Here is a 15,018-nt window from a genome sequence, read left to right as displayed (position 1 = left end):
TAAGTTACTTCTTGGTCTTTTCAGGACGTTTCCAATTATTGATCGTTACCTGTCTTGCACGGGCAACGGTCAATTGATCGGCAGGCGCATCTTTACTTACCGTTGACCCAGCACCAATAGTAGCACCAGCGCCAATCGTTACAGGCGCAATCAACTGTGAATCAGAACCGATGAATGCATGGTCGCCAATCACCGTACGCGACTTATTCACGCCGTCATAATTACAGGTGATCACACCTGCGCCAATATTCACCGATTTTCCCACCGTACTATCACCGACATAGCTCAAATGGTTGACCTTGCTACCGACATCGATCTGGCTATTCTTGATCTCAACGAAGTTACCGATATGTGTGCTGGCGCTCAATTGCGTACCCGGTCGTAAGCGCGCATAAGGGCCAATACGGCAATCATTCGCTACCTTTGCCTGATCAATATGCGTATAGGGAGAAATAACCGTACCTGCACCGATAGAAGCATCTTTGATCACGCAGTATGCGCCGATCTTAACGCCATCAGCAATAGTCACGTTACCCTCAAATACACAACCGACATCAATCTCGACATCTTGACCAGTATTCAATTCGCCACGAATATCAATACGTGCCGGGTCAGCCAAAGTGACACCAGTTGCCATGAGTTTTTGTGCATATCTGATTTGGTAAACTCGCTCGACCGATGCAAGATCCTGCTTTGAATTGATGCCAGCGACTTGCCATTCATCATCACAGATCTCAGCTGCTATCGTGACATGATCGTTAGCTGCCATGGCAACGATATCAGTCAGGTAATATTCGCCTTGGGCATTCTCGTTGTTCAACTGTGATAACCATGGCTTTAGATACTGATTCGACACCGCCATGATGCCGCTATTCACTTCTTGTATAGCGCGTTGCGCATCTGTTGCATCTTTATGCTCGACGATGCTGGCAGGATTACCTTGATCATCTCGCACGATACGGCCATACCCTGTAGGGTCAGGCTTAATGAAGGTCAAGAGCGCTAATTGACTATGCGCCTGCGCAACCAAGCTTTCACAGTGCGCAGCACTGATCAAAGGCACATCGCCCAATAAAATCAAGGTCGTTGCATCATCATCAAGATAAGGTACTGCCTGCTGAACAGCATGACCCGTACCCAATTGTTCTGTTTGTTTCACCCATGTGATACGCTTATCGGCGAACGCTTGAGGCACTGCCTCACCGCCATAGCCGTATACAACGACTATTTTTTCAGGATTTAATGCTGCTGCACTTTTCAAAACATGTGCCAGTAATGGCTCACCCGCAAGATGATGCAATACTTTCGGCTTGTTCGAATGCATACGCGTGCCCTTGCCCGCAGCGAGGATCACGATATTAAGCAGGGATTTAGACATAAATTAGATGCGCAAAAGATATTATTTGCAAAGATAGAATTAAACCACAATGCACGCTTTACCGCGACTGATACGCGCAAGTAGCGCACTTTTAAGAATTCGGCTAGGCTCTTGGTATTCACTGAAATATGATGATGGTAAAAATAGCCACGACATCCCCTTTATCTGAGAACTCCATGAGCGTTGCTGCCTTACTAACGCTCTCAGGCGGTTTTCTTGATGCATTCACCTATGTTGGTCACGGTAATGTCTTTGCCAACGCCATGAGCGGCAATATCGTGCTTTTAGGGGTATACACCGCTGAAGCCGATTGGGCGCAGGCATTTCGCCATATACCGCCTATCATCGCGTTTATCATTGGGGTATTTATTGCGCATTGCATGCGCTTACCACAATTTAAAAAATATTTTGCAAATCCGCCGCTCACTTGTCTGGGCCTGGAGATTATCTTTCTGCTCATGGGCGCATTCCTGCCAGACACCTTTCCCAGCAACTGGTTGGTACCGGGTATCGCTTTTGTCGCTGCAATGCAGAACTCTAGCTTCACGCATATCGAATCGTTACCTTATAACTCAGTGATGACAACAGGTAATCTGCGCCGCAGCATTGAAGCATTATTCAAAGGCACCGTAGGGCCACGCAATCCACTCGCTTTTAGAGAGGCCAAGTTATTTGGCCTGATCTGTCTGTGCTTTTTATTAGGTGCCCTCATCGGCGCTTTTGCTACGATCAGACTACATAATGCAGCGCTATTTATTCCAGTTTGCATATTGGTCGCCGCATTACTATTACTTTGGCCTAATAGAAAAGCTGCCTGATTATTTTTTAATGGCTGCCAATCGCCATAACGAAGTCACTTCAGCCGCACGTGCCTTATGCAACGGGTCATCCTTATCCATTACTTTAGGATGATGCGGGCGTGTATCTATCTTGGCGATGACCTCTAAACCGGCTTCGTTGAAATACTGCAATAATTGATCACGTGTTCTTAAACCTAAATGCTCTGCGATATCTGAAAGTATCAGCCAACCCTCGCCCTTAGGGGTTAAATGCGCTGCCAAGCCATTCAAGAAGTTTTTTAACATACGACTATCTGGATCGTAGATAGCATATTCGATAGGTGAACTAGGTTTTGCAGGTATCCAAGGCGGATTACATACCACCAAAGGCGCACGCCCCTCAGGGAACATGTCCACATTCGCAATCTCAACATTCTTGAAACCAAGCGTCTTGATATTCTCACGTGCACAATTTAGCGCACGCGTATCTTGATCAGTCGCAATAACACGTTTTACACCACGACTCGCAAGTACTGCAGCCAGTATTCCGCTACCTGTGCCAATATCGAATGCAAGCTCCATTGAAGGTAGAGGCGTTTCGGCAACCAGATTTACGTACTCGCCGCGTACAGGAGAGAACACCCCATAATGCGGATGTATGCGACGATCTCCCAATGCGGGTATATCGACGCCTTTCTTACGCCATTCATAAGCACCGATGATACCGAGCAACTCGCGCAATGAGATTACGTAATGCTTATCGCCAGCGCCAAATAACTGCTCTGCAGCTTCGCGGATGTCAGGCGCCCGGCGTAAGTTGATTACATGCTGCACCCCAACTTCCACTAATAGCATACCCAGCGTGCGGGCACGTTGCGCCTGAGCTTGTCGGTGAAGATGAAATGTCTCGGTGATCGACACCACTTTAGCCTGCTTTGATTTTCGCGGTTTACTCTCGATACGCCTTGCCATCGCCTGCAATAATTGACGCGCATTCTGGAAATCGCCACGCCAGAGCAAAGCCGTCCCTTCACATGCCAATCTGTAGGCAATATCTGCTGTCATCGTGTCATCAATGACCTCGACCCGTTTGGGGACAGCGGTTCCATTCTCCGAACGCCATCTGGCAGCATGCTGTCGATTATTTTCTACCCAGCTGATGCTTTCGTATTTGGTCAAATCACTACTCATTTCGATATTAAAGATTGTTCAGACGAATCAATCAGGATTGATGTCCAATAAAAAAGGTAGCTTACGCTACCTTTTCATATTAGTGCATTGCTTATCGTATTAGCGCTTGCCGACCTTGCGTAGATGCTCAATTGCCTGCAATTGCGCTAAGGCCTCCATCAATTCAGCTTGTGCCTTCGCATAATTCACTTCAGAAGTATTGTTCTTCATTGCTTCTTCAGCAAGTTGCTTAGCTTCAAGCGCTTTTGCTTCATCCAAATCATGCCCGCGAATCGCTGTATCAGCTAACACGGTCACGATACCTGGCTGAACTTCAAGTATGCCGCCAGAAACGAAGATCAGTTGTTCTTCACTTGCGTCAGCTAACTTGATGCGTAAAGCACCTGCTTTGATTGTAGTCAGTAATGGTGCGTGTTTTGGATAGATACCCACTTCACCCATCAATGCTGGAGCCACAATAAACTCAACCTCACCAGAGAAGATCGACTCTTCTGCACTTACGACATCTATATGTATGGTTGTTGCCATGTGGTTTACCTATCTGATTGCCGGCTAATTAAAGCGTTTTCGCTTTTTCCACAGCTTCTTCGATACCGCCAACCATGTAAAAAGCTTGCTCAGGCAGATGATCGTAATCACCATTCACAATACCTTTGAAGCCTTTAATGGTGTCTTTTAGCGATACGTATTTACCTGGTGCACCAGTAAACACTTCAGCAACGTGGAAAGGCTGGGACAAGAAACGTTGAATCTTACGTGCACGGGCTACTGCAAGCTTATCTTCAGGCGCCAATTCGTCCATACCCAGAATCGCGATAATGTCGCGCAACTCTTTATAGCGTTGCAATGTTTGTTGTACGCTACGTGCAACACCATAGTGCTCTTCACCAACAACCAATGGGTCAAGCTGACGTGAAGTAGAATCCAATGGATCAACCGCAGGGTAAATACCCAATGAAGCAATATCACGAGACAACACAACGGTTGAATCCAAATGTTGGAAAGTCGTTGCTGGTGATGGGTCGGTCAAGTCATCCGCAGGCACATAAACCGCTTGGATAGAAGTAATAGAACCAGTCTTAGTTGAAGTGATACGCTCTTGCAAACGACCCATTTCTTCAGCCAATGTAGGTTGATAACCCACAGCAGAAGGCATACGACCCAACAGCGCAGATACTTCAGTACCAGCTAACGTGTAACGGTAAATATTATCAACGAAGAACAGAATGTCACGACCTTCGTCACGGAATTTCTCAGCCATCGTCAAGCCAGAAAGCGCAACGCGCAAACGGTTTCCTGGTGGTTCGTTCATTTGACCAAACACCATGGCTACTTTTGATTCTGCAAGGTTATCCAGTTTGATAACGCCAGCTTCTGCCATTTCGTGGTAGAAGTCGTTACCTTCACGAGTACGTTCACCTACACCAGCGAATACTGACAAACCTGAGTGTTCTTTTGCGATGTTGTTGATCAGCTCAAGCATGTTCACGGTCTTACCTACACCAGCACCACCGAACAAACCAACTTTACCGCCTTTAGCGAACGGACATACCAAGTCGATCACTTTAATACCTGTTTCAAGTAAGTCCACAGAAGGAGATAGCTCATCAAAAGCAGGGGCCTTCTGGTGGATCTCACGACGCTCTTCAGTAGCGATCGGGCCAGCTTCATCGATTGGGCGACCCAACACATCCATAATGCGGCCAAGTGTCGCAGTACCTACTGGTACAGAGATACCAGCGCCTGTCGCTTTAACAACCGTACCACGACGCAAGCCATCGCTTGAGCCCATGGCGATCGTACGCACGATACCATCGCCTAGTTGTTGTTGAACTTCGAGGGTCAGACCAACTTCAGCCGTAGAACCTTCATCGCTCACCAGCAAGGCTTCATATACCTTGGGCATTTGATCACGCGGAAATTCGACGTCGACTACGGCGCCGATACACTGAACAATTTTACCTTCACTCATTTGAGATTCCCTCTAAACTTATGTGTTTATACTGCTTGTATAACCCATGCTTACCTATGTAAGCATGCTGAGTAGTTCTTACTTAAATACTTTTAACCTGATACTGCCGCTGCACCGCCGACGATTTCCGAGATTTCTTTGGTAATCGCAGCTTGACGCGCTTTGTTATAAACTAATTTCAATTCACCAATCACGGTCTTCGCATTATCAGAAGCAGACTTCATTGCTACCATACGTGCGCTTTGCTCGGATGCCATGTTCTCGGCAACCGCTTGGAAGATCAATGATTCGATATAACGCACCATCAAATCATCAACGACGACTTGTGCATCCGGTTCGTAGATATAATCCCAATGACCAGCCGGAGCACCGACCTTGTCACCAGACAATGGCAGTAATTGCTCCAACACTGACTCTTGTTTCATGGTATTGATGAAGCGGTTGTATGCGATATAGAGCTGATCGATTTCGCCAGCAACATATGCATCCAGCATCACTTTCACAGGGCCAATCAGCTTTTCCATCTGTGGCTTATCGCCGAGACCTGTGATGTGTGACTTAACATTGGCATTGATACGGCCCATAAAGCTCAGGCCCTTGTTACCAACTGCACTTATCTGCACACCATGATTCTGCGCTTCCCATGCTTGCATCTGGTTGATGGTGATACGCAATACGTTAGTATTTAGGCCGCCACACAAACCTTTATCAGATGTCACCACGATCAAACCGATATTCTTAACAACGTCACGCTTTATCAAGAAAGGGTGGCGGTATTCAGCTTGAGCATGTGATAAATGCGCTGCTACATTGCGAATCTTCTCAGCATATGGACGAGCCGCACGCATCCGCTCTTGCGCTTTACGCATTTTGGATGCAGCGACCATCTCCATCGCCTTAGTGATCTTGCGTGTATTTTCAACACTCTTGATCTTGGTACGTATTTCCTTGCTACCAGGCATTTTTAACTCCGGCTAGAATAAGCGCGCTATTAATAAGCACTAGTGGCCTTGAAATCTTCAATGGCATCAGACAATGCTTTGTCGTCGTCCTTTGAAAGGTCAAGCGTCTGCTCGATCTTGTCAGACAATGCCTTGTACTTAGACTTGATGAATGCGTGTAACGCAGACTCAAATGCCAATACTTTATTCACTGGCACATCATCCAAATAGCCTTTGTTCGCTGCTTGCAAGGTGATTGCCATTTCAGACACTGACAATGGCGCATATTGTGCCTGCTTCATCAGTTCTGTTACGGTACGACCACGATCAAGTTGCTTACGTGTAGATTCATCAAGGTCAGATGCGAACTGCGCAAAAGCTGCCAATTCACGATACTGAGCCAATGCCAGACGTACACCGCCACCAAGTTTCTTAACCACCTTAGTTTGCGCAGCGCCACCAACACGAGATACCGAGATACCGGCGTTGATCGCAGGACGTACACCAGCATTGAACAAGTCTGTTTCCAAGAAAATCTGACCATCCGTGATCGAGATCACGTTAGTTGGAACGAACGCAGAAACGTCACCAGCTTGTGTTTCAATAATAGGCAATGCGGTCAATGAACCTGTCTTGCCTTTAACTTCACCTTTGGTGAAAGCTTCAACATAGTCTTCATTCACACGAGCAGCACGCTCAAGCAAACGTGAGTGTAGATAGAACACGTCACCTGGATAAGCTTCACGACCTGGTGGACGACGCAATAGCAATGAGATTTGACGATAAGCAATCGCTTGCTTGGTCAAATCATCATAAACGATCAATGCATCTTGACCACGGTCACGGAAGTATTCACCCATCGTGCAACCAGCATATGGTGCGATGTATTGCAATGCTGCTGAATCAGATGCTGAAGCTGCAACGATAATCGTGTATTCCAGCGCACCGTATTGTTCAAGCTTGCGTACTACGTTAGCGATTGTTGATGCCTTTTGGCCGATCGCTACATAGATACAGGTCATGTTTTGACCTTTTTGGTTGATGATCGCATCAACAGCTACCGCTGTTTTACCAGTTTGACGGTCACCAATGATCAGCTCACGTTGGCCGCGGCCAACTGGAACCATGGAATCGATCGCCTTGATACCTGTTTGTACAGGTTGTGAAACAGAACGACGCGCAATAACACCAGGCGCCATCTTTTCAATCTTGTCAGTTAACTTGGCATTGATCGGGCCTTTGCCATCAATCGGCTGACCCAGTGCATTCACCACACGACCAATTAACTCTGGACCAACTGGCACTTCCAGAATACGGCCTGTACATTTGCAGGTATCGCCTTCTGTAATGTGTTCATAATCACCCAGAACCACGGCACCGACAGAGTCGCGCTCGAGGTTGAGTGCTAAGCCGAAAGTGTTGCCCGGGAATTCGATCATTTCGCCTGCCATTACATTGGACAAGCCATGAATACGAACAATACCGTCTGTAACTGAAATCACGGTACCTTGAGTACGTGCTTCAGCAGTCGTGGAATAATTCTCCAGCCTGCTTTTAATCAGCTCACTGATTTCTGATGTAGATAACTGCATTCCTAATCTCCTAACCTTTCAGCGTGTAGGCCAGCTCTTGCAACTGGCCACGGACTGAGGCGTCAATGACCGTATCGCCGACAACAATTTTGATTCCACCAATAATCTGTGGGTCTAACTTAATTTGTGCTTCTATCTTTTTACCGAACCGCGCTTCTAATTGCTTGACCACGGTTTTCACTTGCGCATCTGTTGGTTTCGCTGCCGCAGTGATTTCTGCTTCTAACGTTCCTTCATCCTGCGCTTTTAGATCTTCATAGGCAGCTGCAATCTCAGGCAACAAGGCAAGGCGACCATATTCAACCAAGACTTTTACCAAGTTGACAGCTTGCTCACCTAACTTACCTTCAGCGATCTTGAGGATTAGTGCCTCAAGTTCAACAGCGTCTAATTTAGGATCATCAATCGAAAGCTTGATCTGCTCATTGGATGCGATTGCAGCAAGCAAGGCCAGTTCACCTGACCAAGCCGCTAACGATTTCTTTTCTTTTGCCAAGCGGAACACTGCTGAGGCATAAGGTCTTGCTATGGTGATCGCTTCAGCCATGATGTCTTATAGCTCTTTCGCAATAGCGTCTAAGATTTCAGCATGCGCCTTCGCATCGATCTCTTTACGCAAGATCTTCTCAGCACCAGCAATCGCTAGTTCTGAAACCTGTTGACGCAGACTTTCTTTAGCACGATTCACTTCTTGCTCAACTTCAGCTTTAGCACCAGTGATGATGCGATCGCCTTCAGCTTTTGCGTTGCCCTTGGCTTCTTCTACAAGATCAGTAGCACGCTTTTCAGCTTGCGCAATGATCTCAGCAGCACGTTGTTTAGCATCGTTGATCGCTTCAGCAGAACGCTTAGAGGCTTGCTCTAATTCTGTTCTACCGCGCTCACCAGCAGCCAGTCCATCAGCAATCTCTTTTTGACGCACTTCGATCGCATTCAATAAAGGCGGCCAAACAAATTTCACTGTGAACCAGATCAATACAGCAAATGAAATGGCTTGTGCAAATAGTGTCAGGTTAATATTCATTTTTACTCCTAACTGTTAAGCCTATTGGCTAGAACAGCCCTGATTAAACAGCGACAGCGCTTAACAATGGGTTTGCAAACGCAAACATCATAGCCAGACCAACACCGATAATGAATGAAGCATCGATAAGACCTAACAACAGGAATACTTTACCTTGCAAAGCAGGGATCATTTCTGGTTGACGTGCAGCACCATCCAAGAAGCTCGCACACATGATACCGATACCGATACAGGCACCAGCAGCACCTAGACCAATGATCAGGCCAATACCAACACCTGTGTATGCCTGAATCATGGCAACTAATTGTAAACTCTCCATCGTATTTCCTTTCGCTATTGAGGTTTGTTACTACTTAAGTTAGTGACTTTCGTGCGCCATCGACAAATAGACGACAGTAAGCATCATGAAAATGAATGCTTGTAGCACGACAATCAAAATATGGAAAATCGACCAGCCTGCACCGAGGATTGCGCCAAATATGGTGCCGGTTAGTCCAGTTGCTGCCCAGAGACCGAGCAGCAAGAAAATCACTTCGCCCGCATACATGTTGCCAAATAAGCGGAGTGAATGTGAAAGCGGTTTTGAGATGTATTCGATCAGGTTGAATGCGAAGTTGGCTAAAAGCAACAACCAGCCAAACAAGATACCCCAAATACTCTTGAAATTAGGTGTTCCGAACGGAGAACAGAATAATTCGTGAATCCAGCCGCCGATACCTTTAACCTTGATAGCAAAGAAGATCATCAACAACCATACAGATAGTGCAAGTGCGAATGTCGCATTCACGTCTGAAGTCGGTACGCTGCGCCACTCATGAAGACCGATAAATCCGTAGAATTTACCCATTACATCCACAGGTAAGAAATCCATGGCATTCATCATCAACACCCAGACAAATACTGTTAGTGCGGCAGGCGCAATAAATTTGTGGCGGTCGCCGTGGAAGATATTCTTGACTTGATCGTCGATGAAACCGATCAACAATTCAACAAACGCTTGGCGTTTGGTCGGTACACCTGACGTCGCCCCACGGACTACCCACCATAACAAACCAAAGATAACGATGCCCAGAATACCGGACATGATCAATGTATCAAGGTGCAATGTCCAAAAGCTACCGTCACCTACCGACTTTGTATTAAAAGATAAGTGGTGGGCTATATAACCTGATGGTGTCATTGTTGATTCGTGTGTCGCCATAACATCAAAACCCTATATTTCACTTTTTTCATCGTTTAAGGCAGTTACTGCCGCCCCAGACAAAATCGCCGCCGCGCCTAGACCAACGATCAACGCTAGGGGCACCAATTTATCCGAGTAAACTTTAAATGTTATAAATAGCAGCGCTATGATCGTAAAAATCTTGACCGCTTCTGCTTTTAGTAAGCCAATTAGTATGGCTCCAGCCTCTTTATTACGCTCGCTGCGTTTGGCTATTAATGACGCCGCGAATCCACCTACTATTGCAGAACCACCCCCCGCCAGCGCAGATACTGCGCCATGGATGCCTGCAATTAAAAATGCTGCTACTGCTACCAACAAAGTCGCCATGATCTGCCACTTTGCCATTTGCTTGTACACGGATGCTGTTTTGTTATTTTCCATTGTTCACTATCTACATTTATAAGCGCCGCATCGCTACGCTTAAACGGGTATCCCGCTAAGAAAATTTATTACAGCGCATTTAGCTAACCGTGAAAAGCCCGTGATTGTCTTGTTTAATCGGTATTAAGTCAAGCCTAACCTTTTAATTTCGCGATAATTCCATCGAGCTGATCCAGGCTGGAATAACGAATTTTCACGGTCCCCGCGCCATTGCTTGAGGTTTCGATTTTGACATCGGCACCGAGCGTTTCTGCGATGTCTTCTTGTAATCGCAGCACATCTTTATCAGCCGTCTTTGCTGGCGCAGGTTTTTTGGCTTCACTAGACAATCTTTTTACTAATTGCTCGGCATCACGTACCGAGAGGCCTTTTTGCACGATCTGCTCTGCAGCGAGAATCTGTTTGGCCTCTGGCAAACCCAGCAACGCACGCGCATGCCCCATATCAATCAGGCTATGCATGAGCTTATCTTGAACAATCGCATGCAGATTTTGCAAACGGAGGAGGTTGGTCACGGCACTACGAGAACGGCCAACGGCTTGAGCCGCGGTTTCATGCGTCATGCCGAACTCATCGATCAGGCGCTTGATACCAGTCGACTCTTCCAGAGGATTAAGATTTTCGCGCTGAATATTCTCTATCAAGGCCATCGCTAAGGCAGATTCATCAGGAATCTCGCGCACGATGACAGGCACTTCCTGTAATCCAGCTAACTGAGAAGCACGCCAACGCCTTTCACCAGCGATGATCTCAAAACGATCGGGTGCTACCTGACGCGTCACAATAGGCTGCATGATGCCTTGCGCCTTGATCGAATCCGCTAGGCTAGCAAGCGAAGCCTCATCCATGTGCGTACGCGGTTGGTATTTACCAGGTTGAAGTTGATCAACCTTAAGCATGCGCAGCGAGTCAGCCTCGCCGACACTGCCGACATCCCCTGCAAGTAATGCATCTAAACCACGTCCCAAACCTTTAAGCTTTGCCATCGATATTCCTAATATTCTTTAAATCGTGTGATGAATCGAGTTATTTATTTATACAGTCGCGCTTTTTGCGGCGCGCTTTGCACGGCTTATGATTTCACCAGCCAGCGCCAGATAAGCCTTAGCGCCTTTAGATGCTTTGTCGTAAAACAACACAGGCACGCCAAAACTAGGCGCCTCAGCCAAGCGAACATTACGCGGTATCACCGTACGATAGACCTTGTCGCCGAAATGCTGCGAAAGATCAGCAGACACTTGTTGCGCTAGCATATTGCGGTTATCGAAAAGGGTACGCAACAAGCCCTCGATTTCCAGCCCTGGGTTTAAATGCGCACGGACTTTCTTGATGGTATTCACCAAATCTGACAAACCCTCCAAGGCATAGTATTCGCACTGCATCGGAATCATCACCGCGTGCGCTGCTGTTAGGGCGTTGACGGTAATAAGATTGAGGGCAGGGGGGCAATCGATGAGCACATAATCATAGCTATCGCCAAGCTCAACGAATGCGTGTTTAAGTTTTGTCTCACGGGCGATCTCATTCACCAGCTCGACCTCTGCACCAGCCAACTCACGATTGGCAGGGGCGATATCAAATTTCCCTTTTTCAGAGGTTTGAATTACCTCTTTGAATGTCTTTTGGCCAATCAGCACATGATAGATCGTATTTTTCAGCGTCGTCTTTTCTATGCCGCTACCGGTGGTGGCATTCCCCTGAGGGTCAAGATCGATCAGCAATACACGGCGTTTGGTCGCGGCCAAGCTAGCTGCCAGATTCACGCACGTGGTGGTTTTACCTACCCCACCTTTTTGATTGGTAATGGCGAGAATTCGCATGATTTAAACCACCCCGAGATGACTAAAAGGAATAAACACCAAATGTCGTTGTGCATCCAACCCTGGCACGCTTAATGGAACTATCTGTGACGGCTTTGCATCGATCTGGGCAAGCTCACCCTCTGGATAAACCCCTTTCATCGCTAGCCATTGCCCATTATCTTTAATGAGATGCTTGGTCAGCTTGATAAAAAGGGAGATTTCAGAAAAAGCCCGCGACACCACGATATCGAATTTCTCTTTTGGCTTGAACTGCTCGACCCGGCCACACATCACCTCGAGATTAGGAATATTCAACTCCGCTTTTACCTGACGCATAAAGCTGGCTTTTTTCTGGCTAGAATCCATTACGGTTACTTTAAGATCAGGCAGACAGATCGCCAAGGGAATACCTGGCAACCCGGCGCCGCTACCCACATCCAACAATCTCTCGCCATTTACGTGGGGCAGAATCACGAGGCTATCCAGCAAATGCAAGGTCACCATTTCCTCAGCGTCGCGCACAGCCGTCAAATTGTGCACTTTGTTCCACTTCTGCAAGAGGGCGAGATAGACCATTAGCTTTTCACAAGCAGCATCGGGCAAAACGATATTCGCTTGCTCCAACCCTAGCTTTAATTTTGCCTCAAGCGAAGCAAAGGGAAAGCTCTCAGCCCATGTAGCGATTTGAGCAACACTCATGCAGCGATATCCGTTTTTTTGCTTCGGTTTTTACGTTTTAGATAAACCAGTAACAATGAGATAGCAGCAGGGGTAATGCCAGATATGCGGCCAGCCTGCCCTAGTGTTTGAGGACGATGTGCACTCAATTTTTGTTGCGCCTCGATAGATAGCCCATGTACATCTTTATAATCCAAATCGTCAGGCAATTTGGTATCTTCATTGCCACGACTACGCTCAACCTCTTCATACTGGCGATCAATATAGCCTTGATATTTAGCTGCTATCTCGAGCTGTTGGCGAACATCAATATCAGACTCCCCCTCGCCAGCATTTGGCAAAGTGAGTAGCGCTTCATAGCTTACTTCTGGACGACGCAATAATTCAAACATGGAATATTCACGCTCAATCTCTTTGCCCAGCACCCGCTCAGCATCAGCTTTCGTTAAATGCTGGGGATGAATATAAGTACGCTTAAGCCTTTCCTGCTCACGTTGAATGGCTTCCTGTTTGCGGGAAAATGCTTCCCAGCGGATATCATCAACCAAGCCGATCTTTCTACCAGCCTCCGTCAATCGCATATCAGCATTGTCTTCCCGCAACAGCAAACGGTATTCTGCACGGCTGGTAAACATACGATAAGGCTCACTGACGCCCCGTGTGATCAAATCATCAACCAACACACCCAGATATGCTTGGTCGCGTGCAGGACACCAGCTAGGCTCATCTTTTGAATATAAAGCTGCATTCGCACCAGCCAATAAACCTTGTGCGGCAGCTTCTTCATACCCGGTCGTACCATTGATCTGGCCGGCAAAGAATAAACCCTTTACCATTTTAGTTTCTAGCGAATTCTTAAGGCCACGTGGATCATAGTAGTCATACTCAATCGCGTACCCCGGGCGCAAGATATGTGCATGCTCAAGTCCGCGAATAGAGCGTACTAATTGATATTGAATATCGAACGGCAGGCTGGTTGAGATTCCATTAGGGTAGATCTCATTCGTTGTTAAGCCTTCAGGCTCTAGAAAAATCTGGTGCGATTCTTTATCCGCAAAACGATGGATCTTATCTTCAACAGAAGGGCAGTAACGCGGCCCAACCCCTTCAATCACGCCGGTATACATCGGTGACCTATCAAGACCACTGCGGATGATATCGTGCGTTCTTTCATTGGTATGTGTGATCCAGCAAGGCACTTGCTGCGGATGTTGCTGCACATTGCCTAGGAATGAGAATACAGGCAAAGGATTGTCGCCCGGCTGCTCCTGCATGACAGAATAATCAATTGTCCGACCATCAATACGTGGCGGGGTACCGGTTTTCAAACGGCCTGCTGGCAAACCAATCTCACGAAGTCTGGCCGCCAGAGAAACCGCGGGAGGATCACCAGCACGCCCGGCTTGATAATTTGACAAGCCAACATGTACCAAACCGGCCAGAAAGGTGCCCGCTGTCAACACTACCGCTCGCGACTCAAAGCGCAAGCCTATTTGCGTCACCACGCCAGCGACCTCTTCACCATTCAGGATAATGTCATCTACGGCTTGTTGGAATAACCAAAGATTAGGCTGATTTTCCAAACGACGACGAATGGCCGCCTTATAAAGCACACGATCTGCCTGAGCCCGCGTAGCACGGACTGCCGGGCCTTTGCTGGAGTTCAGAATGCGAAACTGTATGCCACCTTCATCAGTAGCAGCCGCCATGGCGCCACCAAGTGCATCCACCTCTTTCACCAAATGCCCTTTACCAATACCACCAATCGATGGATTGCAAGACATTTGCCCCAAAGTCTCGATATTATGCGTAAGCAGCAGTGTTTTTTGCCCCATGCGAGCAGCAGCAAGGGCTGCCTCGGCACCAGCATGACCGCCGCCAACCACAATAACATCAAATTTTTCAGGGAATTGCATGTGCATTTACACTTAAATCAGCCGTAAGGTTGGGTATGTTACTGCAAAGCGCGATGCACGTCATGTGATAGTTAATGTTTCACGTGAAACATTAAGCGTTTTGATATTGGATTTGAGACTACGCAAGGCTAATGCATAC

General features: G+C 47.2%; 16 protein-coding genes. 1 reads left to right on the top strand and 15 read right to left on the bottom strand.

Features of this window, described 5'->3' with window-relative positions:
• Positions 1–4: 4 nt before the first annotated feature.
• Positions 5–1,378, bottom strand: a complete 1,374-nt coding sequence (gene glmU / locus A7981_RS00425; protein ID WP_067262462.1) for a bifunctional UDP-N-acetylglucosamine diphosphorylase/glucosamine-1-phosphate N-acetyltransferase GlmU — start codon at positions 1,376–1,378, stop codon at positions 5–7.
• A 128-nt stretch (positions 1,379–1,506) separates the two neighbouring features.
• On the opposite strand from glmU, the gene A7981_RS00420 reads away from it, so the two are divergent.
• On the top strand, positions 1,507–2,196 hold the full coding sequence (locus A7981_RS00420) for a YoaK family protein (protein ID WP_217234043.1): 690 nt from the start codon (positions 1,507–1,509) through the stop codon (positions 2,194–2,196).
• On the opposite strand, the gene A7981_RS00415 is transcribed toward A7981_RS00420, so the two are convergent.
• The 14 genes from A7981_RS00415 to mnmG all read right to left on the bottom strand — a co-directional run bounded on the left by A7981_RS00415 (position 2,197) and on the right by mnmG (position 14,879).
• Positions 2,197–3,348 carry a class I SAM-dependent methyltransferase gene (locus A7981_RS00415; RefSeq protein ID WP_067262458.1) on the bottom strand — a complete coding sequence of 384 codons (1,152 nt, stop codon included), beginning with the start codon at positions 3,346–3,348 and terminating at the stop codon, positions 2,197–2,199. It abuts the gene before it with no gap.
• Between the two features lie 99 nt (positions 3,349–3,447).
• Positions 3,448–3,876: a F0F1 ATP synthase subunit epsilon gene (locus A7981_RS00410; RefSeq protein ID WP_067262454.1), complete on the bottom strand. Its 429-nt coding sequence runs from the start codon at positions 3,874–3,876 to the stop codon at positions 3,448–3,450.
• A 28-nt stretch (positions 3,877–3,904) separates the two neighbouring features.
• Positions 3,905–5,320 carry a F0F1 ATP synthase subunit beta gene (gene atpD, locus A7981_RS00405; protein ID WP_067262451.1) on the bottom strand — a complete coding sequence of 472 codons (1,416 nt, stop codon included), beginning with the start codon at positions 5,318–5,320 and terminating at the stop codon, positions 3,905–3,907.
• A 92-nt stretch (positions 5,321–5,412) separates the two neighbouring features.
• A complete protein-coding gene (gene atpG / locus A7981_RS00400) occupies positions 5,413–6,282 on the bottom strand; it encodes a F0F1 ATP synthase subunit gamma (RefSeq protein ID WP_067262448.1) in 870 nt (289 codons plus the stop codon).
• Between the two features lie 29 nt (positions 6,283–6,311).
• The gene (atpA, locus tag A7981_RS00395; RefSeq protein WP_067262444.1) at positions 6,312–7,853 is read right to left on the bottom strand and encodes a F0F1 ATP synthase subunit alpha; all 1,542 of its coding nucleotides are present in this window, start codon (positions 7,851–7,853) and stop codon (positions 6,312–6,314) included.
• Positions 7,854–7,863: 10 nt separating this feature from the next.
• A complete protein-coding gene (locus A7981_RS00390) occupies positions 7,864–8,400 on the bottom strand; it encodes a F0F1 ATP synthase subunit delta (protein WP_067262441.1) in 537 nt (178 codons plus the stop codon).
• Between the two features lie 6 nt (positions 8,401–8,406).
• Positions 8,407–8,877, bottom strand: a complete 471-nt coding sequence (locus A7981_RS00385) for a F0F1 ATP synthase subunit B (protein ID WP_067262437.1) — start codon at positions 8,875–8,877, stop codon at positions 8,407–8,409.
• A gap of 43 nt (positions 8,878–8,920) precedes the next feature.
• Positions 8,921–9,196, bottom strand: a complete 276-nt coding sequence (atpE, locus tag A7981_RS00380) for a F0F1 ATP synthase subunit C (protein ID WP_067262434.1) — start codon at positions 9,194–9,196, stop codon at positions 8,921–8,923.
• Positions 9,197–9,235: 39 nt separating this feature from the next.
• Positions 9,236–10,078, bottom strand: a complete 843-nt coding sequence (atpB, locus tag A7981_RS00375; RefSeq protein WP_067262430.1) for a F0F1 ATP synthase subunit A — start codon at positions 10,076–10,078, stop codon at positions 9,236–9,238.
• A gap of 12 nt (positions 10,079–10,090) precedes the next feature.
• Entirely contained in the window at positions 10,091–10,483 is a 393-nt protein-coding gene (locus tag A7981_RS00370; protein WP_067262428.1) for an ATP synthase subunit I, read from the bottom strand.
• Positions 10,484–10,617: 134 nt separating this feature from the next.
• Positions 10,618–11,469 (bottom strand): ParB/RepB/Spo0J family partition protein, encoded by an 852-nt coding sequence (locus A7981_RS00365; RefSeq protein WP_067262425.1) that lies wholly within the window; start codon positions 11,467–11,469, stop codon positions 10,618–10,620.
• Between the two features lie 48 nt (positions 11,470–11,517).
• Positions 11,518–12,303, bottom strand: coding sequence for a ParA family protein (locus tag A7981_RS00360; protein ID WP_067262421.1), 786 nt, complete (start codon positions 12,301–12,303; stop codon positions 11,518–11,520).
• 3 nt (positions 12,304–12,306) lie between these two features.
• Entirely contained in the window at positions 12,307–12,984 is a 678-nt protein-coding gene (gene rsmG, locus A7981_RS00355; RefSeq protein ID WP_067262418.1) for a 16S rRNA (guanine(527)-N(7))-methyltransferase RsmG, read from the bottom strand.
• Positions 12,981–14,879 (bottom strand): tRNA uridine-5-carboxymethylaminomethyl(34) synthesis enzyme MnmG, encoded by a 1,899-nt coding sequence (gene mnmG / locus A7981_RS00350; RefSeq protein ID WP_067266307.1) that lies wholly within the window; start codon positions 14,877–14,879, stop codon positions 12,981–12,983. The genes rsmG and mnmG overlap by 4 nt, the downstream gene beginning before the upstream one ends.
• Positions 14,880–15,018 lie beyond the last annotated feature (139 nt).

The organism is Methylovorus sp. MM2 (assembly GCF_001648895.1).
In the GTDB taxonomy this organism is placed as follows: Bacteria; Pseudomonadota; Gammaproteobacteria; order Burkholderiales; family Methylophilaceae; genus MM1.
This window is presented reverse-complemented; position numbering and strand designations above follow the sequence as displayed.